The organism is Comamonas sp. GB3 AK4-5 (genome assembly GCF_041320665.1).
GTDB lineage: Bacteria > Pseudomonadota > Gammaproteobacteria > Burkholderiales > Burkholderiaceae_C > Comamonas.
Genome location: NZ_CP166730.1, coordinates 2,150,947 through 2,174,511, shown reverse-complemented (window position 1 = coordinate 2,174,511; position 23,565 = coordinate 2,150,947). Strand labels below are relative to the sequence as shown.

Here is a 23,565-nt window from a genome sequence, read left to right as displayed (position 1 = left end):
TTCAGACCTTTTTGATAAGCGCTGCGGCAATAGGGGTGACGGGGTCAGTGGCCTGCTTGCGCCAAGGGATGGCGCCGTGCAGCACGGCATGGGCCAGCAGGCCAATCACCAGCCCCCAGAAAGCGCCGCCTATGCCCAGCAGCTGGATATTGGCGGCTGCGACCAGAAAGGTGATCAGCGAGGCCTCGCGGGTGCGGGCATCGGCCAAGGCTCCGGCCAGACTGCCACCAATGGTGCCCAACAGGGCCAGGCCCGCCAGCGTGGTGATGAAGGTGGCAGGCAAGGCCATGAAGACGGCGGCCAGCGTCACCCCGAACACGCCCACCAGGATGTAGCACAGGCCTGCGGCCACACCAGCAATCCAGCGCTTGGATGGGTCTTCATGTGCCTCAGGGCCGGTGGCAATGGCCGCCGTGATGGCGGCGAGATTGAAGGCATGGGCGCCAAAAAAGGCCATCAACAAAGAGCCCAGGCCCGTCACGGTCACGATGGGGTTGGCACTGGTGGCAAAACCATCGTTGCGCAACACCAGCATGCCGGGCATGTACTGGCCGGTGAGCGTGATCAAAAACAGCGGCAAGGCCACGCTGAGCAGGCTGTTCAGCGACCATGCCGGCGCGGTGTACACGGGGGCCGCCAGCTGCAGCGACAGCCCCGACAAATCCACACGCTGCTGCAGCAGCAAGAACGCCAGGCCCAACAGCAAAATGCCCACCACGGCGTAACGCGCCGCCGTGCGCTTGAGCACCACATAGGCCACGATGAGCAACAAGGCCAGGGCCGGGTCCACCGCCATGCCGCCAAAGGCCCGCATGCCGAAGGGCAGCAAAATCCCCGCCAGCAGCCCCGAGGCCACGCCCGGCGGAATCAAACGTATGACGCGCTCGAAATAGCCCGACAGCCCCAGCGCCACAAAGGCGGCTGCAGACACCAGGTAGGCGCCCACGGCTTCGGCATAGGGCGTGGTGGCCAGCGCCGTCACCAAAAAAGCCGCGGCCGGCGTGGACCAGGCCGTGATGATGGGCGCGCGCGTGGCCCAGCTGAGCCACAAGCCTGTTACCCCTACGCCGATGGAGATGGACCACACCCACGAAGCCGTGTGTGCAGCGTCCAGACCTGCCACCCGGGCTGCCTGAAAAACCAGAATGAAAGTGCCGCCGTAGTTGACGATGACCGAAATCAGTCCCGCCACGATGGGGTGGAGCAGATCGCGCGCGCGCAGCGGTGATGTGGCTGCGGTGTGGGCCGTGGTGTGTGGCATGCCGAAATACAATTTTTGCGAGAAATAAAAAGCAACCGGGCTGGTCTTAACCATGCAGAACATGGCGCCCATGGCCTCGGGTATGGGGCATTTATAAAATGCCAATGGCATGATCCAACCATCCACTTTCAAGCAGATAGTCAGACCAATTGTTTAAGCACGCCCAGCTCGAGTCCGTCAAAGCCTGGATGGCCGACCCCGCCCACAGCGCCCTCCCCCTGCATGCACGCCTGCAGCGCGGCCTGCGCCAGCTCATCCTTGATGGCCAGCTCGCCGCAGGCCGGCCCCTGCCTGCATCGCGTGCGCTGGCGCTGTCACTGGCCGTTTCCCGCGACACGGTGGAGACGGCCTACAGCCAGTTGCATGCCGAGGGCTTCATCACCCGGCGCGTGGGCAGCGGCAGCCTGGTGTCCGACCAGGTACAGCGCCTGCCGGCGCGCGGCATGACACGGCCTGCGACGGCGGCCCAGGCCGCTCCGGCGCTGAGCCAGCGTGGCCAGGCCATGCTGTCCGGTGGCGGCGTGCGCGACTTTCAGCCGCCACATGCTTTTGTGGCCGGCATACCTGAGACACGCAACTTCCCGCTGCACACCTGGGAGCGGCTGCAGCGCCAGGTGCTGCAGGAATACGGCACACAGGCCTTGCTGCACAGCCCGGCCCAGGGTTTGCTGCCGCTGCGCCAGGCCATTGCCGACTATGTGAACCTGGAGCGCGGCGCCCGCGCCACGCCCGAGCAGGTGCTGGTACTGACCAGCTCGCAACAGGCGCTGAGCCTGTGCGCCCAGGTGCTGCTCGATGCGGGCGAGCGCATTTTGATCGAAGACCCGGTCTACCACGGAGCACGCAAGGCATTTGACGCGGCCGGCCTGGTCTGCCTGCCCGTTCCCCTGGACGCCGATGGCATGCAGGTGCAGCAACTGGCAGCAGTCCCCAGCGCCAAGGCGGTGTTCCTGACACCCTCCCACCAATACCCCACGGGCGCCACGCTGTCGCTGGAGCGGCGGCTGGCCGCCATTGCCTGGGCACAGCAGCACCAGGCCTGGATCATCGAGGACGATTACGACAGCGAGTTCCACTACGCCGGCAAGCCCACGGCCTGCGTGCAGGGGCTGGACCCGCATGGACGCACCCTCTACATCGGCACCTTCAGCAAATCGCTGTTCCCCAGTCTGCGCATAGGCTATATGGTGCTGCCGCCGACATTGGTGGCGCCCATGGCCGTGGCCCGGTCGCTCCAGGACGGGCACAGCGCCGCCCTGGCCCAGCTGACGCTGGCGCGCTTCATCGAAGGCGGCCACCTGGGCGCCCATATCCGCACCATGCGGGCCGTCTATGCCCAGCGCCGTGACCTGCTGGCCCAGTTGCTACGCACCCACCTGGGCCATGTGCTGGAGCCCCAGGTTCCCGCAGGCGGCATGCAAATGGCCTGCCACCTGCGCGGTCCTATTCCCGAGTCACAGCTGGTGACCGCTGCAGCGCGTGCGGGGATCAGCCTGGTTGGTCTTTCCACGCTGTACAGCGCAGCCCCACGCCACAGCGGCGTGCTGATGGGTTTTGCCGCCCATTCCCCGATGGAGCTGGAGGCCGGCGTGCTGCAATTGGCCCAGGTGCTGCGCACGCTTTCTCCCAGTAATTGATCGCCACCTTGCCGGCGACCTGCACCGCCATCCATAGATATCGGCAGAGTCCGTGCACAAGCGTGCCCCGTCAGCGGCAAGCCGATTCGCCATAAAAAAAGCTCCCCGAGGGGAGCTTTTGGGAGCCTGACCACACCAGGCCCGCTGCAAGCGAGCACTGATGCGGCAAACGCTCTGGCTGCTTAGTAGCTGCTGCGGCCACCGCCGTAGCCGCCACCGCCGCCGTTGCCACCGCGGAAACCACCGCCGTTGCCACGGAAGCCACCGCCGCCGCCGCCGAAGCCGCCGGGACGCTCTTCACGAGGACGGGCCACGTTGACGATCATGTTGCGGCCACCCCAAGGCTGCTCGTGCAGACCTTCGATAGCGGCTTGGGCTTCGGCGTCCGAAGCCATTTCCACAAAGCCGAAGCCCTTGGAACGGCCGGTATCGCGCTCCATCATGACCTTGGCGGAAGTGACAGTGCCGAACGAGGCAAATTGCTGAGCCAGGTCGTCGTCACGGACAGAGTAAGAGAGGTTACCGACGTAGAGTTTGTTGTTCATGCTTGAACTTTCAGAGAAAAAATGACCTGCGCTTGCTGCTGCCGCGCGGGACATGAGGTGATGGATGCGCCCGTTGCCGAACGCACCCACCAGAACTAGCGGCGCCGAGGCGCCGACGGGGCAGCACCCGAGCGGGTTTCGATATGGCGGAAGGTGATGCGGCCCTTGGTGAGGTCATAGGGCGACATCTCCAGCGAGACCTTATCTCCAGCCAGGATACGGATACGGAACTTGCGCATTTTGCCGCCAGTGTAGGCAACCAGGGAATGGCCGTTTTCCAGCGTCACGCGAAAGCGCGAATCCGGCAGCACTTCCATCACCTGCCCGCGCATTTCGATGAGGTCTTCTTTTGACATTTGGAATCCTTGTAATGATGGAAAGCGAAAGCGGCGCTCTGCTTACGCAGACAGGCGCAGCCTGCGCAGGCGCTGTTCCAGCGCGTAGAAGGTGGCGGCCACTGCATTGACAACGCATGCAGGCGCCCAGAGAAATGCCCGGGTATGGCGCACCGGCCCATGCTGGCTTCGCATGGACGGCATTGCAGCACGGCTGCCGCGGGGGCTCGAAAGGGAATCAGGAGTCAGCTGGTAGCGGCCAGGGGCAGGAAAAGCTGAGAGGAGAAAGGCAGTGTGGTTCAACAACAGGCCGCGTCGGCGTGCACAAACGCGCAAATAAAAAGGCTTGAAACAAGCCCGCTGCACCCAATGGTGAGCATGACAACAAAGGTTTTCGCCCCATAAGGAACGAAAAAAGAGACTGCAATCACCGGCGACCCAGAAACCGCACGGCAAAAAGTGAAAGCACCGCCTGAAACGATGGACCCTAAAACCTGTGCATGCACCTGAAATCAAGGCCGAAAAGCACGCATTATAAACCAGACGTACTTTTTTGCACTAAAAGATTATAGCAGTATTCAGCTGCCGGCCCAACACTCCGCTGCTGCCCTCCCTGGACAGCGAGTGGCACGGAGACGCACAGAGGGATGCTGTCCGACCACATCGCACCGCCGCCCCTCAGTCCAGGCCAATGCCCTGGACCACATCCTTCTCCTCGGCAAAGGCCTTTTTGGCAAAGGCGCTGTAGTCCTGTGCATTGCGATATTCCAGGCGAATGCCGTAGTTGGCCGCCACCTGCTTGAACCCTGACTCTTGCATTGCCGCCTGCACAGCGGCTCCCAACTTCTGCACCACATCGGCTGGCAGTCCCTTGGGGCCGGCAATGCCCAGCGGCGAAGGTACGTCAAACGCATAGCCCTGCTCGCGGAAGGTCGGCACATCGGCAAAGGCCTCGGAGCGCTTGTCGGCCGCGATGGCCAGCGCACGCAGCTTGCCACTGATGAGATAGGGCTGCACGGTATTGCCCATGATGGCGGTCTTGGTGTGCCCGGCCAACAAAGCGTTGATGGCCTCGGCATCCCCCTTGAAAGGCACATGGGTGAAGTGCACCCCCGCCTTTTGCTCCAGCAGTGCCATGGCCACATGGTTGGCCGAAAACTTGCCAGGCGTGCCGTAGTCCACCGCGCCAGCATCGCGCCTGGCGGCCTCCACCATGTCTTTGAGTGACTTGAAGGGCGAGTTGGCCGGCACCGCCAAAATAAAGTCGTAGTTCATAAAGGCCGCCACATAGCTGACATCGGCCACGGGGTCGTAGTTCACCTTCTGCACATGGGGCTGGCGGAATATACCCACCGGCGTGAGTGTGAGGCGGTAGCCATCGGGCTTGGCGGTCTTCATATCGACCACGCCCATGGAGGCGCCGGCCCCCGGCTTGTTTTCAATGATGATGGCCTGCCCCAGCGACTTGCCCATCCCCTGTGCCAAGGCGCGGGTAATCACATCGGTCACCCCACCCGCACCATAGGGCACGATCAGCGTGATGGGCCGGCTGGGATAGGCCGCCTGCGCCTGAACGGCAGGGGCCAGAGCCAGCATGGACAGCGTTGCAACGCCATAGGCCAACAGGATCCTCTTGTGCATGGTGTTCTGCTTTCGGGAAGGCGATGAATTTGTCAGCCGCCCCCATTGCGGGCGACAGGTCTGCTTCCAATATAGAAGCGCTCCCAGCGCGAACCGCTAGGGCAAACACCCAAAAAATCCCGGATCTCGTGCTTACCCTAGGGCTGCCTGCCCACAGCCCAGATGCCACGGTCTTTTTCCTATCCCATCAAGCACTTGCCTGTCAGCGCCTCCAGCAAAGAGCCCGCCGCAGCGGCATGGCACCGGTCGCTGGCGTCCTCTGTGCGACACAGGCCACAACGCTTTGCGCAGTGCTTGCGGGTCTGGCGTAAGCCAGCCATGCTATTTCTGTACCCGTACGGTCCACACCCCACGCCAACGCCGCGTGGCTCACGGTTTTCTCACTTGACCCTTGCACCATGAACGCAGCTTCTTCTTTCGCTCCCATGCCCGATGACCAGGGTTTTTTCGGCCCCTACGGTGGCCAGTTGGTCCCACCCCACCTCAAGCAGGCCATGGACGACATCAACCAGGCCTATGCGCAAATCACCCAGCGCCAGGACTTTCAGGACGAGCTGGCCAGCCTGTTTGCCGACTATGTGGGCCGGCCCAGCCCCATCTTCCATGCCAAGCGCCTGTCGGCCCAGCTGGGGGGGGCGCAAATCCACCTCAAGCGCGAAGACCTCAACCACACGGGCGCCCACAAGATCAACCACTGCCTGGGCGAAGCGCTGCTGGCCAGGTTCATGGGCAAGAAAAAGGTGATTGCCGAAACCGGCGCCGGCCAGCATGGCGTGGCCCTAGCCACGGCCTGCGCGCTGGTGGGCATTCCCTGCGAGATCCACATGGGCCAGGTGGACATCGAAAAAGAACACCCCAATGTCACCAAGATGCGCATCCTGGGCTGCAAGCTGGTGGCCGTCACGCGCGGCGCGGCCACGCTCAAGGAGGCCGTGGACAGCGCCTTCGACGAGTATTTGACCAACCCCACAGACTACCTCTACGCCATCGGTTCGGTGGTCGGCCCCCACCCTTTCCCCATGATGGTGCGCGACTTCCAGTCCATCATCGGCCGCGAGGCCCGCGAGCAGTTCCAGGCCAAGCTCGGCCGCCTGCCCGACTATGTGGCGGCCTGCGTGGGCGGCGGCAGCAATGCCATGGGCATGTTCACCGCCTTTCTGAATGATGCGGAGGTCAAGCTGGTGGGCGTGGAGCCTGCGGGCGAAGGCATAGACCGCCCCGGCCGCCATGCGGCCACGCTGTCCGTGGGCAAGCCTGGCGCCATCCACGGCATGCAGTGCTATGTGCTGGAAAACGCCGACGGCACGCCCGCCGCCGTGCACAGCATTGCCTCCGGCCTGGACTACCCCGGCGTAGGCCCGCAGCACAGCTATTTGAAAGACCTGGGCCGCGCCCAGTACGAGGCCGTGAACGACCAGGAATGTCTGCACGCCTTTATGACGCTGTCGCGCGTGGAAGGCATCATCCCTGCGCTGGAAAGCGCACACGCCGTGGCCTGGGCCATGCGCACCGCACCCAAGCTGGGCCCTGACCAGCATATTTTGGTCAACCTGTCCGGCCGCGGCGACAAGGACGCGGACTATGTGGCCAAGGTGCTGAACCTGGCCTGAGTCTCCACCCAATCAGACACCGTCAAGGCGGCGTCTGATTGACGCCGGGCCAGCTTGCCCTTGCAATGGTTTGCCCCGGTGCGCGGCCTGCGCCACGCGCCTTTCCTAGACCGACCTCGGAGATTCGCCATGTCCCAAGCCCTTGCCTGCCACACGGCCGCCCGCCCGGCCCTGAGCATCACCGCGCTGCTGGCCACCGCCCTGCTCGCAGCCTGCAGCCACACACCCTTCGACCCGCTGGCGCCCGGCGCCGTGGCCCAGGCCCAGCTACAGCCCACGCTGGCCAGCAAGGTGCAGGGCCAGGTGCGCTTCAGCACGCAAAAAGACGGCAGCGTGCGTGTACAGGGCGAGGTGCAAGGCCTGGCGCCCAACAGCGAGCATGGTTTTCACATCCATGAAAAAGGCGATTGCTCCGCCCCCGACGCCACCAGCGCCGGCGGCCACTTCAACCCGGGCAACAGCCCCCATGGTCACATGGGCCACGGCCATGCAGGCGATCTGTACAGCCTGCAGGCCGATGCCAGCGGCACGGCACGCTTTGACTACAGCACCCGCAGCATCACCATCGGCCAGGGCAGCACCAACATCGTCGGCCGCGGCCTGATCGTGCACAAGGATGCCGACGATTTTGTCAGCCAGCCCACGGGCAATGCCGGCGCCCGCCTGGCCTGTGCGGTGATCACGGCGGTGAAATAAGCCGCGATTGAAGCACCTCAGACCGGCCCTGGCGGCCGGTTTTTCGCTTCCAACAGGCCTGCGCCCCCATCAGACTCAGGCCAACGAACGCAGCCAGGCCAGCAGATCGGCTTGCGGCCCCTGCTCCGGCAAGGGCTGGGGCGAAAGCAGGCAGTAGCGCGTGCCGTCTTCGACAAAACCCAGCGGCGCAGCCAACACGCCGCTGGCCACATCGTCACGCACCTGCTGCCACGGCCCCATAGCCACGCCCAGACCGGCTACGGCGGCCTGCAGGCTGAAATAAAAATGCTCGAAATACTGGCCCGCCGCCGTGGGCAGGGTCTGGCCCGTGAGCCTGGCCCAGGCCTGCCAGGCATCCGGGCGTGTGCGCGTATGCAGACAAGGCGTGGCCGCACGCAGCGCCCGGCCGCGCCGCGTGCTCAGCCAGGCTTCCACCTGGTCCGGGCGGCAAACCGGGCCGATTTCCTCGGCAAACAATGGCTCGGAGTGGTAATGGGCAGGCCAGGCAAAGTCGTCACGGCGTATGGCCAGGTCCATGCCGCCAGCAAAGCAGAAAGCCCCGCCGCCGGCCACCAGTTGCACTTCCAAATCGGGGTGGCGCGCCTGAAACTCCGGCCAGCGCGGAATCAACCAGCGCATCAGCAAGGTGGGCTCGCAAGACAGCACCCAGCGCCGGGTTTGGCGAGCGCTGCTGCGCAGCTCACCCACGGCCTGGCGCATCAGGCCAAAGCCCTCTCCCACAGCCCGCGCCAGCTTGCGGCCGGCATCGGTGAGAAATACGCGCCGGCTGCGGCGCTCGAACAGGGCCACACCCAGTTCCTCTTCCAGCAGGCGCACGGCACGGCTGACCGCGCCATGGGTCAGATGCAACTCGTCCGCAGCCCGGCCGAAATGCTCCAAACGGGCCGCCGCCTCGAAGCAGCGCAGCGCCTGCAGCGAAGGCAGGCGTGCATCGCCGTATGGTGAATTTAACTCACCATCATGGTCAGCAAACATCGTTATCCATTTCCCTTGTGAATCCCTAGCATGCGCCCTATTGCATTGATTCCTCACAGGATACGACATGAATGAATGGATAGCCGTCATCACCATTACCCTGCTGGCCGTCATCAGCCCCGGCCCGGACTTTGCCATGGTCACACGCAACAGCCTGATGCTGTCGCGCCGCGCCGGCCTGCTCACGGCCCTGGGTATCAGCCTGGGCGTGTGGGTGCATGTGGGCTACACCCTGGTGGGCGTGGGCCTGCTGATCCAGCAATCGCTGTGGCTGTTTCAAGCCATCAAGCTGGTGGGGGCTGCCTATCTGATTTATCTGGGACTGCAGATGCTGCGTACCAAGGCCGGTGGCAGCCTGGCGACGGACCGTGCACTGCCGACATCCAACGCGGCTGCGCTGCGCTGCGGGTTCTTCACCAACGCACTCAATCCCAAAACCACGGTATTCGTCGTCAGCCTGTTCATGCAGGTGGTGCAGCCAAGCACGCCCTTGGCGCAACAAATCGCCTACGGCGCCTTTATCGCGCTGGCGCACATGGCCTGGTTTGGCCTGCTGGCCTGGTGCTTTTCCAGCAGCACCGTGCGCCAGCGACTGCTGGCCATGCGCCACTGGATAGACCGCATCTGCGGCGGCCTGCTGATCAGCTTTGGCACCTTGCTGGCCTTGGCGCGGCGGTGATTAAACCAACGGCTCGATCACCGCTCGCACCCTGCAGTGCCCGCATCACATGGAGCGGGCACTGCCCCAGGCGCCGCAGGCAGCTCAGGGAGTCGTGAGGACATCCCCTATGCACATGTACTTGATCTCCACATAGTCATCGATGCCGTGGCGCGAGCCCTCACGCCCCAGGCCGGACTGCTTGACGCCACCAAAGGGCACATGTTCGCTGGCCAGAATGCCCACGTTCACGCCCACCATGCCGTATTCCAGCGCCTCGCCCACACGGAAGATGCGGCCCACATCGCGCGTATACACATAGCTGGCCAGGCCAAACTCCGTGGCATTGGCCGCGTCAATCACCTCCTGCTCGGTGTGGAAACGCAGCACGGGCGCCAGCGGGCCAAACGTCTCCTCGCGCGTGCAGGCCATGGCCGGCGTCACATCGGCCAGCACCGTGGGTGCAAAGAACTGGCCGCTGCCCAGATCGCCCAGGCGCTGGCCGCCGGCCACCACGCGTGCACCCAGGGCCAAGGCGTCATCGATATGGCGCTGCACCTTCTGCAGCGCGGCCTCTTCGATCAGCGGGCCTTGCACCACGCCATCTTCAAAACCATTGCCCACCTTGGCCTGGTGCACACGCTGGGCAAACTTTTCCACAAAGGCTTCATACACGCTGTCTTGCACATAAAAGCGGTTGGTGCAGACGCAGGTCTGGCCCGAGTTGCGGTATTTGCTGGCAAAAGCGCCTTCCACGGCCGAGTCCAGATCGGCATCGTCAAACACAATAAAAGGGGCGTTGCCACCCAGCTCCAGCGACAGCTTTTTGATGGTGGGCGCGCACTGGGCCATCAGAATGCGCCCCACCTCGGTGGAGCCGGTAAAGCTCAGGTGGCGCACCACATCGCTTTCGCATAGCAGCTTGCCAATGGCCACCGAGTTGGCGCTGTCCGCGCTCAGCACATTGATCACGCCTGCGGGAATGCCCGCGCGCTGTGCCAACTCGGCCGCGGCCAGGGCAGTGAGGGGCGTGAGCTCGGCCGGTTTGATCACCACGGTGCAGCCGGCTGCCAGGGCCGGAGCCACCTTGCGTGTCATCATGGCCAACGGGAAATTCCAGGGCGTGATGGCCGCACACACACCAATGGGCTGGCGCAGCACCAGCAGGCGGCGGTTGTTGTCAAACGTGGGCAGGGTCTCGCCATTGATGCGCTTGGCCTCTTCGGCAAACCACTCCACAAAGCTGGCCGCATAGGCGACTTCGCCACGGGCCTCAGCCAGGGGCTTGCCCTGCTCGGCCGTCATGATGCGCGCCAGGTCTTCGGCATGTTGGTTCAGCAGATCAAACCAGCGGCGCAGCAACTGACTGCGTTGCTTGGCGGTCTGCTGCTTCCAGGTCTCACCCGCCACCTGGGCCGCAGCCACGGCTTCGCGGGCCAGGTCCACGCCCAGATTGGCCACATCGGCCAGGTGTGCACCCGTGGCCGGGTCATGCACCGCAAAGCGCGAGCCACCCGCGCACCAGCGGCCATTGACCAGCCCATCAGTGCGCAGCAAGGAAGAATCATTCAGCGCCAGCAAAGGGCGCGAAACGGTGTTGGAAGTCATGGGAATCCAATGCATGAGGCACAAAAAAACCGGCACCACAGCTGAGCCAGGACCGGTTTGTCGTAAGAGATAGAGAGGCCCAGGCTGCGCCCTCTTGAGCGCTGCAAAACGAGGCCATCGCAAGCGCCGCAAACCGGCGCCACCCAACTCAGAGACACCGCGCAAGGGCCGCCCCGCCGCGCTGGTGTCGTCCCCCTCCATCACCCAGCGATAGAGAGGGGGAAGGCGCACAGCGCCTCAGGGGGTGCTTGTATATTCCCGGAGGTACCGCAGATTACGCTGCGAAGTGAACGAGGGAATGGTGCAGCCCGGCGCCAGAATGAAGTTTTGGCGCCCCACCTGGGCAAAGCTGTCATCGACCTCGGCCGCGATCTCGGGCAGGGTGCGCTCCTGGATCTTGGTTTCATCAATCCCCCCCATCAGGCATTTGTCGCTCATGGCGCGCAGCTGGCTGAGGTTGGGGTTGCTGGGCAGGCGGTCAGAGACGCTGAGCACTTCAAACGGATAGCCTTGGACACGCTCCATGGCCAGCGAGCTGCCATGCACATGCAGCACGCGCGCCATGCCTTCGGCGGCCTGGAGAATGGCCACGGTGAAGGGCTTTTGGAACACCTCATGCTGCTCTTCGGTGGCACCACGCGCGACATTGGCAGGAATGGCTCCGTTGATGGACAAGAACATGCCCTCGATACCCATGGCCTTGACGGCAGCGATGTACTCGCACATCACCTCGGTCACCACCTCCAGCGCGGCCAGGGCCTCGCCGCGGTGGCTGTAGAAGTTCTGCATCTGGGAAAAACCGATGTTGCGCACGATTTGCTGGTAGGGCTCAAAGCCGGTTTCCAGCAGCGGCGTCTCGGGGCAGGCGTCCTGAATGCGCTGCAGGCATTCCAGCTGGGCCACAAAACATGGGTCCTTGAGCGAGATGCGCTGGTAGGCGCGCAGGCTGGCAGGGTCTTGCAGGCTTTGCACACCCGCCGGCACGGGATAGCGGTAGTCGTTCATGACCTTGAGCACATCCCATTGGTATTCGCGCAGGAACTCGATGTGCAGGTCGGCGGTCTGGCGGCCTTGCAAATGGTCGGACAGAAAGTGCACCCAGGCCGTGACGGGGGGACGGTCCACAGGCTGGCCCTTGACGGCGGCGTGAAAGCGTTGGCGTTGATTCATGTTGTTATCGGAAAAGCAAAACTACAAAGCGGTGCGGGACTCAAAAAGCGCTTTAAGCGCTTTTATTGGGGCTGCACATTGGCGCCGCGCAGCAGCTCACCCACGGTGACCATGCTGTCCTGCAGGCGCTTTTGGTAAGCCGCAGGCGAAGCGCTGGGCGCGGGGAACATGGCCTGGCCTTCAACGGCCGTGCGGAATTCGGGGTCGTTCACCACCTTGGTCACTTCAGCGTAGAGCTTGTCGATGATGGGCTTGGGTGTGCCAGCGGGGGCTGCCACGCCAATGCGCGTCACAAAGCGGTAGTTGGGGAAGCCGGCCTCGGTGGTGGTGGGCACATCCGGCAGCATGGGCAGGCGATGGGCCGAGGTCACGGCCAGGGCCTTGAGCTTGCCGCTCTGGATATGGGGCATGGGCGTCTGGGGCAGGTCGAACATGACCTGGATGCGGCCGGCCAGCAAATCAAGAATGGCCTGCGATGCGCCCTTGTACTGCACATGGTTGAGCTGCACACCGGTCTGGCGCGAGAAGTTCTCGCCCGCCAGGTGCAAGGTGTTGCCCAGCCCGGCCGAACCAAAGTTGACCTCGCCCGGGTGGGCCTTGGCGTAATCCACGAATTCCTTGAGGTTGGCGGCCGGGAACTGGGGCGGCACCGAGATCACCAGGGGCGACTCCACCAGGTTGGTGATGCCGGTGAAGTCCTTGACCGGATCAAAAGGCAGCTTGGCGTTGAGCGCACTCAACGAGGCATGGGTGAGCTCGCCGATCAGGTAGAAGGTGTAGCCATCAGGCTTGGACTTGGAGACATGCTCGGCCGCGATGATGGTGTTGCCACCGGGGCGGTTGTCGACCACGAAGGCATGCTTCATGTTGACGCCCATCTTGCGCACCAGCAGCCGCGCCACAAAGTCGGAGGAGCCGCCGGCCGCATAGGGCACAACCAGGCGAATCGGGGTGTTGCCCGAGGGGTAGGCCGAAGCCGGTGTCTGGGCCTGGACGCTTGCGGCGACCAGCAGGGCGCCAGCGCCCAAGGCAAAACTGCGGCGGGAAATAGAGGACATGCTTGTCTCCTTTTTGAAGGTCATTGAAAGTCAAAGAAAGTAATCTAAGGTTACTTTTGTTGGGAAATCCGACTCAGGCTACGGATACCAGCGCCGACACCTTGCGCTCCATGCAGTGCTGGGCTGCCTCCAGCCCCTGGAGCAGGTCGGCCGCCAGATCACCCGCATCCTCCAGACCGGCATGGATTCGCACCAGAGGACCTTGCAAGTCCCAGGCGCGGGTGTTGCGCTTGGGGTGGTCCAGAGGCACAACCAGGCTTTCGTAGCCGCCCCAGGACAGGCCGATACCGAACAGCTGCAGGTTGTCGATGAAGGCGGCCAGGGCCTGGCGGTCCATGGGTTGCAGCGCGATCGAGAACAGGCCGCTGGCGCCCAGGAAGTCGCGCTTCCACAGCGCATGGCCGGGGTCGGTGGGCAGGGCCGGGTGCATGACACGCTCCACCAGCGGATGGCGCTGCAGCACCTGCGCCAGATGCAGGCCGGTGGCCCAGTGCTGCTGCATGCGCAGCGCCAGAGTGCGCATGCCGCGCAGGGCCAGAAAGACATCGTCCGGGCCTATGGTCTGGCCAAAATCCTGCACACCCTTGCGCAGCAGCGGCCAGGCGCGTTCGTTGGCCGTGGCGATGCCGAGGATGGCGTCCGAATGGCCCACCAGGTACTTGGTGCCGGCCTGCACGGACACATCCACCCCATGCTCGAAGGGCTTGAAGAACAGTGGCGTGGCCCAGGTGTTGTCCATGACCACATAGGCGCCCACGGCATGGGCCTGGTGGGCAATGGCGGGAATGTCCTGCATCTCGAAAGTGCCCGAGCCCGGCGCCTCCACAAACACCACCCGGGTGCGCGGGCTGATCTGGTTGGCAATACCGGCGCCTATGCAGGGGTCGTAGAACTCGGCCTCTATGCCAAAGCGCGCCAGCACCTGCTGGGCAAAGGCGCGCGTGGGGCCGTAGACGCTGTCGGGCAGCAGCACATGGTCGCCAGCGCTCACCAGAGCCAGGATGGCGTGGGTACAGGCCGCCAGGCCGGAGGGCAGCACCAGGGAGCGATAACCACCCTCGGCCTGGGCCACCACCTCTTCCAGCGCACCCGTGGTGGGCGTGCCGAAGCGGCCGTAGGAGGCATAGGGGTTGTCGGGCTGCTTGCGGCTTTCCCACTGTTCCAGCGTGGAAGACAGAATGGTGGAGCCCCGGTAGATGGGCGTGTTCACCATGCCGTGGTGCTGCTCGGGGCGGCGGGCGGCATGGGCCAGAAAGGTCGAGTCGTGCGTTTTGTGTGACATGGCGGCGAAAAACGAGGCTGATGAGCGGTACTTGTAATGCGCTCCAGTCTAGGAATTACGCCTTGGAAAAGGGATTCCTTTTTCGAACGTTTTGGGCGCCTTCTGGCAAAATATTTCCATTGAATTTTTTATTTAGAGAATTTTTTTCCAATGGATCGCATAGACCTAAAAATTCTGTCGCTGTTGCAGGAAGACGCCAGCCTCTCGCTGCAGCAACTCAGCGAGGCCGTGCACCTCTCGTCCACCCCTTGCTGGCGCCGCTTGCAGCGGCTGGAGCAGGAAGGCTTTATCCAGCGGCGCGTGGCCTTGCTGTCGCCGCAAAAGCTCAATGTCGGGGTGACTGTGTTTGTGTCCATACGCACCACCCAGCACAACGACCAGTGGATGCACCAGCTCACGCGGGTGATCAACGAGATCCCCGAGATCGTGGAGTTCTATCGCATGAGCGGCGATATCGACTATCTGCTGCGCGTGGTCGTGCCCGATGTGAGCGCCTATGACGCGGTGTACAAGCGCCTGGTCAAGGGCATAGAGCTGTCGGGCGTGTCGTCCAGCTTTGCCATGGAACAGATCAAATGGACCACGGCCTTGCCGCTGGGCTATATACCGGGCACCTGAGCGCCCTGCCCGCAATGCGGCAAAGGCCGGTACAGCTCACGCAAAAAAGTGAGCATCTACCGCGCATACAACAAAGGGCTGAACAGCCCAAGCCATTCAACCCTTTGATAAAAGCGCTAGAAGCGCTCACATTTTGAAAGCCGTGCTTTGGCGACGCGGCACCCGCTCAGACGGGGATACCCACCAGATCATGGCCTTGCGCGCTCAGAATGCGCACGCTGATCAGGTCACCCACCTTGTAGGTCTTGCTGGCTTTGGTGGGTGGCTGGATATGCACCACGCCGTCAATCTCGGGCGCATCGGCATAGGTGCGACCCAGGCCGCCCTTTTTACCCAGGCTGACCGATTTGTCCACCAACACCTTCATGACCTGGCCCACGCGGCGCTGCAGGCGCTTGGCGGAGACCTCTTCGGCCACCTCCATAAAGCGGGCGCGGCGCGCTTCGCGCACTTCCTCGGGCAGCATGCCGGGCAGTTCGTTGGCGGTGGCGCCTTCCACTGGGCTGTAGGCAAAGCAACCAGCGCGGTCGATTTCCGCCTCGCGGATAAAGTCCAGCAGGTGCTCGAACTCTTCCTCGGTCTCACCGGGGAAACCGGCGATGAAGGTGGAACGGATCACCAGATCGGGGCAGATGGCGCGCCATTCGCGGATGCGGTCCAGGTTCTTCTCACCCGATGCCGGGCGCTTCATGCGCTTGAGCACATCGGGGTGGCTGTGCTGCAGCGGCACATCCAGATAAGGCAGGACCAGGCCCTGCGCCATCAGCGGCAGGATGTTGTCCACCGTGGGATAGGGGTAGACGTAGTGCAGGCGCACCCAGGCACCGTGTGCGGCGGCCAGCTTGCCCAACTCTTCGGTCAGCTCCAGCATGCGGGTCTTGACCGGCTTGCCGTCCCAAAAACCGGTGCGGTACTTCACATCCACGCCATAGGCCGAGGTGTCCTGGCTGATGACCAGCAGCTCTTTGACGCCGCCTTCAAACAGCGCCTTGGCTTCTTTGAGCACATCGCCAATCGGGCGCGAGACCAGATCGCCGCGCATGCTGGGGATGATGCAAAAGGTGCAGCGGTGGTTGCAGCCCTCGGAAATCTTCAGATAGGCATAGTGCTTGGGCGTGAGCTTGATGCCAGCATCGCCAAAGCTGCCAGGCACCAGATCTACAAAGGGGTCATGGGGCTTGGGCAGGTGGGCATGCACAGCATCCATCACCTCCTGCGTGGCATGGGGGCCAGTGACGGCCAGCACGCTGGGGTGCACCTCGGCCACCATGGTGGCACCCCCCTCCTTGCCGGCCTTGGCACCCAGGCAGCCGGTGACAATCACCTTGCCATTGGCGGCCAGGGCCTCGCCAATGGTGTCCAGGCTTTCCTTGACGGCGTCATCGATAAAGCCGCAGGTGTTGACGATGACCAGATCCGCGCCCTCAAAGGTCTTGGAGGTCTGGTAACCCTCTGCGCTGAGCTGGGTGAGGATGAGCTCGCTGTCCGTCAGTGCTTTGGGGCACCCGAGTGATACCATACCTATACGCGGCAGGCGATCCTGTTGGGAGGTGGTTTCAGTCATGGGGCACGCAATCGAAAATGGGTTGGTTTATAGCTATCTACGGTTCTCTGACCCTAAGCAGTCCGCCGGCGGAAGTACGGATCGGCAGCTGGCCTACGCCGCAAAGTGGGCGGCAGAGCACGGACTCAAGCTGGACACGAATCTATCGCTGAGGGACGAAGGCCTATCGGCTTACCACCAGCAGCACATCAAGTCGGGGGCGCTGGGCGTGTTTCTGCGCGCCGTGGAAGACGGGCGCGTGCCCAATGGATCGGTGCTGATTGTGGAAGGTCTGGACCGCTTATCACGCGCCGAGCCGATCCAGGCCCAAGCGCAACTGGCGCAGATTGTAAATGCCGGCATCACCGTGGTGACCGCCAGCGACGGCAAGACCTACAGCCGCCAACGGCTAAAAGACAATCCCATGGACCTTGTCTACAGCTTGCTGGTGATGATCCGCGCCCACGAAGAAAGCGACACGAAGAGCAAGCGGGTAAAGGCCAGCGTGCAGCGCTTGTGTGAGAAATGGATTGAGGGCAGCTACAGGGGCCGGGTTGAGCAAGGGCACGACCCTGCATGGTTGCAGCGCACCGAGCACGGCTGGGAAATCGACAAGGACCGTGCCGCAGCCATACACCGAGCCATTGAGCTGTACACCGACGGTATTGGGGGCAAACGCATCGTGCAGACCCTGGATGAAGAGGGACTGCGCCTGTACACCACCAGCAAGAGTAACCTGACCACCCAGGTCTATCGCATCATCCGCCTGCCACAGCTTGCAGGACACAAGCCTGTCAGCGTAAATGGCACGGACTACCTGCTGCGTGATTACTACCCTGCCCTGCTCACCGAGGCCGCCTGGGAGGAGTTACAGCGCGTAGCCAACAGCTCAGGTCGCCGGCGCGTCAAAGGCGACCTACCCCATGTGATCACCGGCATAGGAGTTACCACCTGCGGTTACTGCGGTAAGCCCATGGCCGGGCAGAACCTGGCCACCAAGCCGCGCCTGCCTGATGGACGAATCCGTGACGGATACCGGCGCCTGCTGTGCGCCTCAGCCGCAGCCTATGGCGGTGGATGCCCTGTGCCTGGGTCCACCAGCGTGGCCCCGGTGGAGCGCGCCATCATGTCTTACTGCTCCGACATCCTGAACCTGCAGGCCCTCTACGGCAGCGACCATAGCGAAGGCCCACGCAAACGTGTGCATGAAGCGAGAAAGCAGGTAGATGATCTGCGCGGTCAGTTGGACAAGCTGACCGACGCCATGCTGGTCACGGCCAACGAAGGCACTCCCCTGGTCTTTGCCCGCCGTGCCAGGCAGCTAGAGACAGAGCTGGAGCAGGCCGAAAAGGCAGCAGCTCAAGCAGAACGCGAGCTGGTCAATGCAACCAGATTGAATCTGAGCGGGGCTGATACGTTGTGGCGGGAGCTGGCTGCTGGTGTTGAGGCCCAAGAGGTTGCCCCCCGCCTCAAGGCCCGCCAACTAGTTGCCGACACCTTTGAGCGCATCGTGGTCTACCACCACGGCCTGCGCCCTGCCTCGGACCTCGGCAGCCGCGACTACCACATCGACATTCTGCTGGTGGCCAAGGGCGGCAACACACGGATGCTACGGGTGGATCGGGATGGCCAATGGATTGTTGGAGAGGATGCAGATGCGTAGCAAAAAATAAAAATCAGCTACAATCCCGACCCCCTTACCAAGTAACAACTGGAGGTATTTATGGCCGCGGACTACCACTTGGAAGAACAGGAAGAGCGTGTTCGTGAAGAACACGAACAGGCTATTGATAGCCGAGCTGCTGCACTAATTGTTCTCAATGGAACGCCTCGCAAGGAGGCCATCTCAGCAGCAACCGCCGAACACAATGCGATCGCAGAATCTAGACCCGAGCATCTGATTACTGATGCAGGTGGAAATATCATCGGGACAGTGGAACATACGCCGATCCCAACCCCCGATCCCACACAAAAACAACAAGCACAGATCAAGGCAGTTGCCGCCGACCTAGCAGACAGCAGGTACTGACGTCTCCGCGCCTGGAACGCTCACGAACGAAAGCCTTTCTAGGAGTACTAGAGAGGCTTTTCGGCTCTACCCTAGGGCGAGCTGCACACCAGAGTTTTTCAAACCATCTTCTATGTATCTCCGAAGCGGCGACTTTGAAGCCAAGTACTCCCGAGAGCTTGTATCAAATCTAGTACGCGAATATTCAAGAATCAACCTGAAGTCCGATCCTGAGTCGCCGCGCCCAAACCAGGCCAGAGCCTGCAACTCAACCATTGCATCATTAGGAATCACATTTAAGGCCGTAGATAGAGCTTCGCGAGCAATTGCAAGGCTTCGCGGAGTTGAGAGCGGATCTATCTGAACGGATCCTTGCGGAGACGTTTGGTACTCCGCCTCCAGCGCCTGGCAAGCTGCCACCACGCTGCGGACATGATGGGCTGTTAAATATTGTAGTCTCATAGGCCTCCCCTTGATATGAAATGTCCAGATTGCGCGACATCACAGAATTTCAAGAGCAGCTTTCATTATTCTTTGTCGCCAGGCAGCGGCCGCTTGCAGTTGGCCAAGGCCTGGCGCAACTGAATCTCATAGCCCTCGCGGCGCTCGATCTCGGCCGCAGCGGCTTGCACATACGTGTCCACGTCGGCGTCGTCCGGCAATGCTTCGGTGGGCATCTGCGGCCGCGCCGGCTCCGGCTCTTGGCAGGCCACGGGGATGGCCACGCTCACGCGCTGGATCTCAGTGCGCGGTGCCGGCGTGGCTCCGCAGCCGGAGAGCAACACAGCCGCAAGCGCAGCGGAGGCAAGGGGTATGCGTGCACACGTATGCATTACTTGCCCCCCTTGCGGTCACGGGACTGCAGCACGTCAGCCACAAGGGCCTTGGCGCTTGCGCACGCATCGCCAGGCACAGCGGGCGGCGTGCGTAGGATTTTGTCCGCAGCAGCGTACAGCCGGCCAGCACGGCCAGCGGCCGCATCGCGCTCCGTGGTCAGTTGGCTGGCCAGCACCGCAGCACTGTTGGCCAAGCCCTCCACGCTGCTGCTGCAGGCCTCGGCCGCAGCGCGTGCCGTGGCAGTGTCGCCAGTGGCTTGCTCCAGCTTGGTGCGCCCCATTGTGAGCGCATCACGCTGCTGCAGATACATGTAACCCTGCAGTGCATTGCCGAGCAGGGATACCGCCAGGGCGCCGGCGGCCAGGCCGAGCAGTTTGATTTCAGCGGCCCAGCTCATACGTGCTGCACTCCCAGGAAGGAGCCTTTGCCAACGGCAATGGTGATGACGCGGTTCAATTGCTTGGCCGGCACACGTGTGGACACATGCACCCAGTGACTGTTGCCGTGGACTTCATAGATGACCTGGCCGATCCCCAGCGCATCGATGTACGGGGCCAGGGCCTTGGCCACGTCATAGGGCGTACCGTAGCTGGGCACCTGAATGTCTGCGGCCTGGCCGCTCATGTGGTCGCTGGATGTAGCGCCGCCCACAGCCTGGTTGACCTGACGGCCACGGTAGCCACTGGTGACGATGATGGCCTTGCCACCCAGGTGGGCGCGGATGCGCTCCAACATCTCGGCCGTGCGCTGCAAGTTGGCCAAGGCCTCGGCCGTGGGCGTGTTGTCCAAGCCCAGGCGGCGAGCGGTGTTGCTGGCCGTCATTTCTGCCAGGGTGAAATGGGGTGTGAGTTTCATGCTTTCGTCCCTCCGTTTTTGATGTCGCGCATTTCCTGCAGCACTTGCACGATGTCCTGCCCCTCGCGCTTGGCCAGGGCATTGAAGATCCACCGCACCACAGCCCAGCCAGGCAGGCCGCAGGCAAACAAAATGCCGCCCAAGGCAAACATCCCAGCCACCTGCTGGCCCAGATCCGGCGCTGTCAGCAGCCCATGCAGCTCAAAATAAATCACCACCCCGCTGCCCAGCGACAGGCTGCACACCAGGGTGCTGATCAACGCCACCGCCTGCTCTTTGGGCGTGCGCGGTGGCGTCATGCACATCACGACAATGGCGGCCAGGCCAAAGCCGAATGCGCCCAGCCCCATCAGCCAGACGGCCGCTTTCCAAGCGCCCACCCCTGCGGCCGCGCTGCTTGTTGGTTCCATGTGCCCTCCCTATGGGCGTAAAAAAACCCGCCGAGGGCGGGTTGGTTGTTGTTTTGCAGTAATCAATGCGGCTGCATCTGCGCCACGATCTCCTCTTTGCGCTCCGGCGTCAGCAGCCCCTTGTCCAGCAGCACAGCCAGGCCCTGCTCGGTTTCCGGGTCTTCGTAGCTCAGGTACGCCGCGTTAAGTAAGCGGTCATAGAGCAGCTTTACCACGGGGTCAGTCATCGCGGCGGTGACCACGGCGATCTGCTCCGCTTGCGTAAATGGCTTATCCAGCTTGTCGTTGCCGTAATAGCGCGGCCACTGCGGTGGCAATGGCTCCGGTTCTGGCTCTGGCTCTGGCTCTGGCTCTGGCTCTGGCTCTGGCTCTGGCTCTGGCTCTGGCTCTGGCTCTGGCTTCGGAATCTGCTCGACAGTCCACACACCATTCAATCGCCTGCAGCGCTGCGATTCTTTGTCGAAATCAGGTAGTGGATCAAGTGTTGCGATTTCTGGATTTGGGCCAACCGCAAACGGTGGCAACTCAGACGAGCCCAGGTAATAGCCGTCGTCTCCAAATGTATGAATCAATTCATGCATATCAGCGCGATATATAGAGGGTTGCAGTAAGTGACTTAGAGTGGCTAACACCACTTCTCCAGAGGGCCTCGCAGAGCGGTTATGCTCGCTGCCCTCATGGCACGACGACCCGTAAGCAAAGAACTGTGGCGACAGCTACAACCCCTGATCCCAGCCTTCGTGCCTTCTGCCAAAGGCGGTGCGCGCAAACTCGCAATCAGCGATGAAGCTGCCCTCAACGGCATCTTGCTCGTGCTGCAAACAGGCATTCCATGGGAAGACCTTCCCCAATCCCTGGGCTACGGCAGCGGCATGACTTGCTGGCGGCGCCTGCGCGACTGGAACGCCGCTGGTGTCTGGGAGCAGCTGCACCAAGCCATGCTGACTCGCTTGTGTGAACATGACCAAATCGATTGGAGCCGGGCCAGCATTGATGGCTCCTCGGTACCAAGCCCCCGGGGGGCCAGGAAACGGGCCCAAACCCCACGGACAGAGGCAAGCTCGGCTCCAAGCGGCACATCGTCGTAGATGCCAGAGGCATCCCGCTGGTGATCTTGGTCAGCGGCGCGAACCGGCACGACTCCAAGATGTTCGAGAAGTGTGTGGACGCGATTCCTGCGATTGCTGGCCTGCCAGGACGTCCCCGTAAAAGGCCAGCCAAGCTGCACGCCGACAAAGGCTACGACTTCAAGCGATGCCGAGCCCATCTGAGGCAGCGGGGCATCATGGGCCGAATTGCCAGACGAGGCATTGAGAGCAGCGAGCGGCTGGGCAAACACCGGTGGGTGGTGGAGAGGACGCACAGCTGGTTTGCAGGCTTTGGCAAGCTGCGAATCCGCTTTGAACGACGGCTGGATATCCACGAAGCGCTGCTGAAATTGGCGGCAGCGATCATCTGCGCGCGCTTCGTGGATCGGTGGTGTTAGCCACTCTTAGCCTTTCTCGGGCTCTTCAGATGAAAAGCCCAGCAGGTGGCGCAAAGCAGCGCGGGCCTCAGTGGATGGATCGGTTTGCCCGATAGCGTCGAGCGTTGTCATGGCGGACTGCACGGTCAGCACAGCGGCATTGCCGCCCATGGGCTCGCGGTCTTCCAATTCGCGCACTTCGTCGCGGGTGAGGATGCCCTTGTCAACCATGACGCCGTAAAAGGCAGCACGGGCCGCGCTATCCGTGCGCAGCAGGCCTTCAATCGCAAACTTGGGGTACAAGCGCAAACGCTCTGCAGGCGTGAGTAGGTCTTTGATGATGGCCTGTTCAATACGGCGCAGCAGCGGGCCAATGCAGAAGGTCAGAAAGGCGATGAGCTGCTGCTCAATTCCACTGCCCCAACTGGTGGACTTTTCGGTGTGCCCCACCATCCAGGGCGGCATCAGGAACCAGCGGCAGATTTCTTGCACACTCCATCCGCGGGACTCCAGAAGCTGTACATCTTTGGGGCTTATCCCCAGTGATTTAACGTCAGTACCACCTTCCAGAAGAGGCGTCTCCCCCTTCTCGATAAGGCCCATGACGTTTTCGCGGAAGTCGGAGCGTTGTTCTTTCTTGAGCCAATCTTTGACTGTGTAGTAAATGCTTTGCAGAGCACCGTTTCGGAAAGCCCTGCCAGCCGCTCTTTCAGCAGCTTTGGCTTGCCCAAAAACTGCTGCACCGTATTGCACAGCGCTGACACCATTGACACCGTCAAGAGAAAAGCCTGGAACCGTCCACACGCGATCTGCAGGGACGATGCGCCGCACTCCGGTGGGCTCAACGTAGCTCCACTCCTTGACGACACTACCCTGCTGGCTGCGGGGCGTCAGCCTGTCTGGGTTCAGAAAGACCAAGCCCACCAAGCGGCCATCGAACATAAGCCGCTCACCCCGGCCGGCACCGCGCAGCAGCATGGCTGCGACCATGCTTTCCCAAAACACCGCCGCTGTAGAGCCTGGGTTTGGAATGGAGTGCAGCACGCTGTAGAGCGCATGGCTTTCAGCAAGGTTTTTGCTTTTACCTTTACGCTCATACAGGTTGAGAGGTAGTGTGGCAATCGTCTGCGAAATGATGCGGACACAAGCCCAAGCAGTGGACAGGCGCATGACACCCGATGCATCAACTGTCTGTCCACTGTCAGCATCTACTCCGAAGAGCGCAGATGTGCCCGCAGCATCGCTGATGCTGGTGGTCTTTCCCAGCAATGCACCTATGGCCGCACGGATGCGACCAGGCCGGCGCTGATGAAGCGTTGCATTCATAGATAT

Annotated in this window: 25 protein-coding genes and 1 pseudogene; 8 read left to right on the top strand and 18 right to left on the bottom strand. The window is 62.5% G+C overall.

Annotated elements, in window-relative coordinates; all coding sequences use genetic code 11:
* Position 1: 1 nt before the first annotated feature.
* The gene (locus tag ACA027_RS09785; RefSeq protein ID WP_370682553.1) at positions 2-1,261 is read right to left on the bottom strand and encodes a benzoate/H(+) symporter BenE family transporter; all 1,260 of its coding nucleotides are present in this window, start codon (positions 1,259-1,261) and stop codon (positions 2-4) included.
* A gap of 149 nt (positions 1,262-1,410) precedes the next feature.
* Here ACA027_RS09785 and ACA027_RS09780 point away from each other — a divergent pair, with 149 nt between their 5' ends.
* On the top strand, positions 1,411-2,898 hold the full coding sequence (locus ACA027_RS09780) for a PLP-dependent aminotransferase family protein (RefSeq protein ID WP_370682185.1): 1,488 nt from the start codon (positions 1,411-1,413) through the stop codon (positions 2,896-2,898).
* 194 nt (positions 2,899-3,092) lie between these two features.
* On the opposite strand, the pseudogene ACA027_RS09775 reads toward ACA027_RS09780, so the two are convergent.
* The 4 genes and pseudogenes from ACA027_RS09775 to ACA027_RS09760 form a co-directional block, all read right to left on the bottom strand.
* A pseudogene (locus ACA027_RS09775) lies at positions 3,093-3,443 on the bottom strand (RNA recognition motif domain-containing protein); the annotation flags it as partial.
* A gap of 95 nt (positions 3,444-3,538) precedes the next feature.
* Complete coding sequence (infA, locus tag ACA027_RS09770; RefSeq protein WP_370682184.1) at positions 3,539-3,799, bottom strand: translation initiation factor IF-1; 261 nt, start codon at positions 3,797-3,799, stop codon at positions 3,539-3,541.
* Positions 3,800-3,841: 42 nt separating this feature from the next.
* The gene (locus ACA027_RS09765) at positions 3,842-3,973 is read right to left on the bottom strand and encodes a hypothetical protein (protein ID WP_370682183.1); all 132 of its coding nucleotides are present in this window, start codon (positions 3,971-3,973) and stop codon (positions 3,842-3,844) included.
* 483 nt (positions 3,974-4,456) lie between these two features.
* The gene (locus ACA027_RS09760; RefSeq protein WP_370682182.1) at positions 4,457-5,419 is read right to left on the bottom strand and encodes a tripartite tricarboxylate transporter substrate binding protein; all 963 of its coding nucleotides are present in this window, start codon (positions 5,417-5,419) and stop codon (positions 4,457-4,459) included.
* Positions 5,420-5,817: 398 nt separating this feature from the next.
* On the opposite strand from ACA027_RS09760, the gene trpB reads away from it, so the two are divergent.
* Both trpB and ACA027_RS09750 read left to right on the top strand, forming a co-directional pair.
* Positions 5,818-7,029, top strand: coding sequence for a tryptophan synthase subunit beta (trpB, locus tag ACA027_RS09755; RefSeq protein ID WP_370682181.1), 1,212 nt, complete (start codon positions 5,818-5,820; stop codon positions 7,027-7,029).
* 129 nt (positions 7,030-7,158) lie between these two features.
* The gene (locus ACA027_RS09750) at positions 7,159-7,725 is read left to right on the top strand and encodes a superoxide dismutase family protein (RefSeq protein WP_370682180.1); all 567 of its coding nucleotides are present in this window, start codon (positions 7,159-7,161) and stop codon (positions 7,723-7,725) included.
* Positions 7,726-7,800: 75 nt separating this feature from the next.
* On the opposite strand, the gene ACA027_RS09745 is transcribed toward ACA027_RS09750, so the two are convergent.
* On the bottom strand, positions 7,801-8,721 hold the full coding sequence (locus ACA027_RS09745) for a LysR family transcriptional regulator (protein WP_370682179.1): 921 nt from the start codon (positions 8,719-8,721) through the stop codon (positions 7,801-7,803).
* Positions 8,722-8,788: 67 nt separating this feature from the next.
* Between ACA027_RS09745 and ACA027_RS09740 the strand changes: the two genes are divergently transcribed.
* Positions 8,789-9,400 carry a LysE family translocator gene (locus ACA027_RS09740; RefSeq protein WP_370682178.1) on the top strand — a complete coding sequence of 204 codons (612 nt, stop codon included), beginning with the start codon at positions 8,789-8,791 and terminating at the stop codon, positions 9,398-9,400.
* Positions 9,401-9,484: 84 nt separating this feature from the next.
* Here the strand turns inward: ACA027_RS09740 and ACA027_RS09735 are convergent, their stop codons facing one another.
* From ACA027_RS09735 to metC, 4 genes are all read right to left on the bottom strand, one after another.
* Positions 9,485-10,987 carry an NAD-dependent succinate-semialdehyde dehydrogenase gene (locus tag ACA027_RS09735; RefSeq protein ID WP_370682177.1) on the bottom strand — a complete coding sequence of 501 codons (1,503 nt, stop codon included), beginning with the start codon at positions 10,985-10,987 and terminating at the stop codon, positions 9,485-9,487.
* A gap of 237 nt (positions 10,988-11,224) precedes the next feature.
* The gene (locus tag ACA027_RS09730; protein WP_370682176.1) at positions 11,225-12,157 is read right to left on the bottom strand and encodes a uroporphyrinogen decarboxylase family protein; all 933 of its coding nucleotides are present in this window, start codon (positions 12,155-12,157) and stop codon (positions 11,225-11,227) included.
* A 62-nt stretch (positions 12,158-12,219) separates the two neighbouring features.
* Positions 12,220-13,215, bottom strand: coding sequence for a Bug family tripartite tricarboxylate transporter substrate binding protein (locus tag ACA027_RS09725; RefSeq protein WP_370682175.1), 996 nt, complete (start codon positions 13,213-13,215; stop codon positions 12,220-12,222).
* 73 nt (positions 13,216-13,288) lie between these two features.
* Positions 13,289-14,497, bottom strand: coding sequence for a cystathionine beta-lyase (metC, locus tag ACA027_RS09720; RefSeq protein ID WP_370682174.1), 1,209 nt, complete (start codon positions 14,495-14,497; stop codon positions 13,289-13,291).
* A gap of 150 nt (positions 14,498-14,647) precedes the next feature.
* Between metC and ACA027_RS09715 the strand changes: the two genes are divergently transcribed.
* Positions 14,648-15,115 carry an Lrp/AsnC family transcriptional regulator gene (locus ACA027_RS09715; protein ID WP_370682173.1) on the top strand — a complete coding sequence of 156 codons (468 nt, stop codon included), beginning with the start codon at positions 14,648-14,650 and terminating at the stop codon, positions 15,113-15,115.
* Between the two features lie 166 nt (positions 15,116-15,281).
* On the opposite strand, the gene rimO is transcribed toward ACA027_RS09715, so the two are convergent.
* A complete protein-coding gene (gene rimO / locus ACA027_RS09710; protein ID WP_370682172.1) occupies positions 15,282-16,679 on the bottom strand; it encodes a 30S ribosomal protein S12 methylthiotransferase RimO in 1,398 nt (465 codons plus the stop codon).
* Here rimO and ACA027_RS09705 point away from each other — a divergent pair.
* The gene (locus tag ACA027_RS09705) at positions 16,666-18,321 is read left to right on the top strand and encodes a recombinase family protein (protein WP_370682170.1); all 1,656 of its coding nucleotides are present in this window, start codon (positions 16,666-16,668) and stop codon (positions 18,319-18,321) included. The two genes, rimO and ACA027_RS09705, sit on opposite strands and share 14 nt — an antisense overlap.
* A 60-nt stretch (positions 18,322-18,381) precedes the next feature.
* Positions 18,382-18,687, top strand: coding sequence for a hypothetical protein (locus ACA027_RS09700; RefSeq protein ID WP_370682169.1), 306 nt, complete (start codon positions 18,382-18,384; stop codon positions 18,685-18,687).
* 66 nt (positions 18,688-18,753) lie between these two features.
* On the opposite strand, the gene ACA027_RS09695 is transcribed toward ACA027_RS09700, so the two are convergent.
* From ACA027_RS09695 to ACA027_RS09670, 6 genes are all read right to left on the bottom strand, one after another.
* Entirely contained in the window at positions 18,754-18,942 is a 189-nt protein-coding gene (locus ACA027_RS09695) for a DUF3775 domain-containing protein (protein WP_370682552.1), read from the bottom strand.
* Positions 18,943-19,193: 251 nt separating this feature from the next.
* The gene (locus ACA027_RS09690; protein ID WP_370682168.1) at positions 19,194-19,397 is read right to left on the bottom strand and encodes a hypothetical protein; all 204 of its coding nucleotides are present in this window, start codon (positions 19,395-19,397) and stop codon (positions 19,194-19,196) included.
* Between the two features lie 101 nt (positions 19,398-19,498).
* Positions 19,499-19,900, bottom strand: coding sequence for a hypothetical protein (locus ACA027_RS09685; RefSeq protein ID WP_370682167.1), 402 nt, complete (start codon positions 19,898-19,900; stop codon positions 19,499-19,501).
* Entirely contained in the window at positions 19,897-20,358 is a 462-nt protein-coding gene (locus ACA027_RS09680; protein ID WP_370682166.1) for a D-Ala-D-Ala carboxypeptidase family metallohydrolase, read from the bottom strand. The genes ACA027_RS09685 and ACA027_RS09680 overlap by 4 nt, the downstream gene beginning before the upstream one ends.
* The gene (locus ACA027_RS09675; protein WP_370682165.1) at positions 20,355-20,768 is read right to left on the bottom strand and encodes a hypothetical protein; all 414 of its coding nucleotides are present in this window, start codon (positions 20,766-20,768) and stop codon (positions 20,355-20,357) included. Before ACA027_RS09675 ends, ACA027_RS09680 begins: the two co-directional genes overlap by 4 nt.
* Before the next feature lie 62 nt (positions 20,769-20,830).
* Positions 20,831-21,349: a hypothetical protein gene (locus tag ACA027_RS09670; RefSeq protein ID WP_370682164.1), complete on the bottom strand. Its 519-nt coding sequence runs from the start codon at positions 21,347-21,349 to the stop codon at positions 20,831-20,833.
* Positions 21,350-21,445: 96 nt separating this feature from the next.
* On the opposite strand from ACA027_RS09670, the gene ACA027_RS09665 reads away from it, so the two are divergent.
* Positions 21,446-22,254 (top strand): IS5 family transposase gene (locus ACA027_RS09665; protein WP_370682163.1). Its coding sequence is split into 2 segments (ribosomal slippage): positions 21,446-21,776 and positions 21,776-22,254, totalling 810 coding nucleotides; the frame shifts between segments, so codons are not numbered across the junction.
* A gap of 6 nt (positions 22,255-22,260) precedes the next feature.
* On the opposite strand, the gene ACA027_RS09660 is transcribed toward ACA027_RS09665, so the two are convergent.
* Positions 22,261-23,559 (bottom strand): phage portal protein, encoded by a 1,299-nt coding sequence (locus ACA027_RS09660; RefSeq protein WP_370682162.1) that lies wholly within the window; start codon positions 23,557-23,559, stop codon positions 22,261-22,263.
* Positions 23,560-23,565 lie beyond the last annotated feature (6 nt).

What these genes read in the sequence shown, in the direction of transcription:
- ACA027_RS09760 (WP_370682182.1), bottom strand. Translation starts at nt 5,419, where the DNA reads ATGCACAAGAGGATCCTGTTGGCCTATGGCGTTGCAACGCTGTCCATG.
- ACA027_RS09695 (WP_370682552.1), bottom strand. Translation starts at nt 18,942, where the DNA reads ATGGTTGAGTTGCAGGCTCTGGCCTGGTTTGGGCGCGGCGACTCAGGA.
- ACA027_RS09670 (WP_370682164.1), bottom strand. Translation starts at nt 21,349, where the DNA reads ATGCATGAATTGATTCATACATTTGGAGACGACGGCTATTACCTGGGC.
- ACA027_RS09715 (WP_370682173.1), top strand. Translation starts at nt 14,648, where the DNA reads ATGGATCGCATAGACCTAAAAATTCTGTCGCTGTTGCAGGAAGACGCC.
- ACA027_RS09725 (WP_370682175.1), bottom strand. Translation starts at nt 13,215, where the DNA reads ATGTCCTCTATTTCCCGCCGCAGTTTTGCCTTGGGCGCTGGCGCCCTG.
- ACA027_RS09730 (WP_370682176.1), bottom strand. Translation starts at nt 12,157, where the DNA reads ATGAATCAACGCCAACGCTTTCACGCCGCCGTCAAGGGCCAGCCTGTG.
- ACA027_RS09740 (WP_370682178.1), top strand. Translation starts at nt 8,789, where the DNA reads ATGAATGAATGGATAGCCGTCATCACCATTACCCTGCTGGCCGTCATC.
- ACA027_RS09685 (WP_370682167.1), bottom strand. Translation starts at nt 19,900, where the DNA reads ATGAGCTGGGCCGCTGAAATCAAACTGCTCGGCCTGGCCGCCGGCGCC.
- ACA027_RS09700 (WP_370682169.1), top strand. Translation starts at nt 18,382, where the DNA reads ATGGCCGCGGACTACCACTTGGAAGAACAGGAAGAGCGTGTTCGTGAA.
- ACA027_RS09785 (WP_370682553.1), bottom strand. Translation starts at nt 1,261, where the DNA reads ATGCCACACACCACGGCCCACACCGCAGCCACATCACCGCTGCGCGCG.
- ACA027_RS09680 (WP_370682166.1), bottom strand. Translation starts at nt 20,358, where the DNA reads ATGAAACTCACACCCCATTTCACCCTGGCAGAAATGACGGCCAGCAAC.
- trpB (WP_370682181.1), top strand. Translation starts at nt 5,818, where the DNA reads ATGAACGCAGCTTCTTCTTTCGCTCCCATGCCCGATGACCAGGGTTTT.
- rimO (WP_370682172.1), bottom strand. Translation starts at nt 16,679, where the DNA reads ATGACTGAAACCACCTCCCAACAGGATCGCCTGCCGCGTATAGGTATG.
- ACA027_RS09745 (WP_370682179.1), bottom strand. Translation starts at nt 8,721, where the DNA reads ATGTTTGCTGACCATGATGGTGAGTTAAATTCACCATACGGCGATGCA.
- ACA027_RS09735 (WP_370682177.1), bottom strand. Translation starts at nt 10,987, where the DNA reads ATGACTTCCAACACCGTTTCGCGCCCTTTGCTGGCGCTGAATGATTCT.
- ACA027_RS09765 (WP_370682183.1), bottom strand. Translation starts at nt 3,973, where the DNA reads ATGCGAAGCCAGCATGGGCCGGTGCGCCATACCCGGGCATTTCTCTGG.
- ACA027_RS09675 (WP_370682165.1), bottom strand. Translation starts at nt 20,768, where the DNA reads ATGGAACCAACAAGCAGCGCGGCCGCAGGGGTGGGCGCTTGGAAAGCG.
- metC (WP_370682174.1), bottom strand. Translation starts at nt 14,497, where the DNA reads ATGTCACACAAAACGCACGACTCGACCTTTCTGGCCCATGCCGCCCGC.
- ACA027_RS09750 (WP_370682180.1), top strand. Translation starts at nt 7,159, where the DNA reads ATGTCCCAAGCCCTTGCCTGCCACACGGCCGCCCGCCCGGCCCTGAGC.
- ACA027_RS09660 (WP_370682162.1), bottom strand. Translation starts at nt 23,559, where the DNA reads ATGAATGCAACGCTTCATCAGCGCCGGCCTGGTCGCATCCGTGCGGCC.
- infA (WP_370682184.1), bottom strand. Translation starts at nt 3,799, where the DNA reads ATGTCAAAAGAAGACCTCATCGAAATGCGCGGGCAGGTGATGGAAGTG.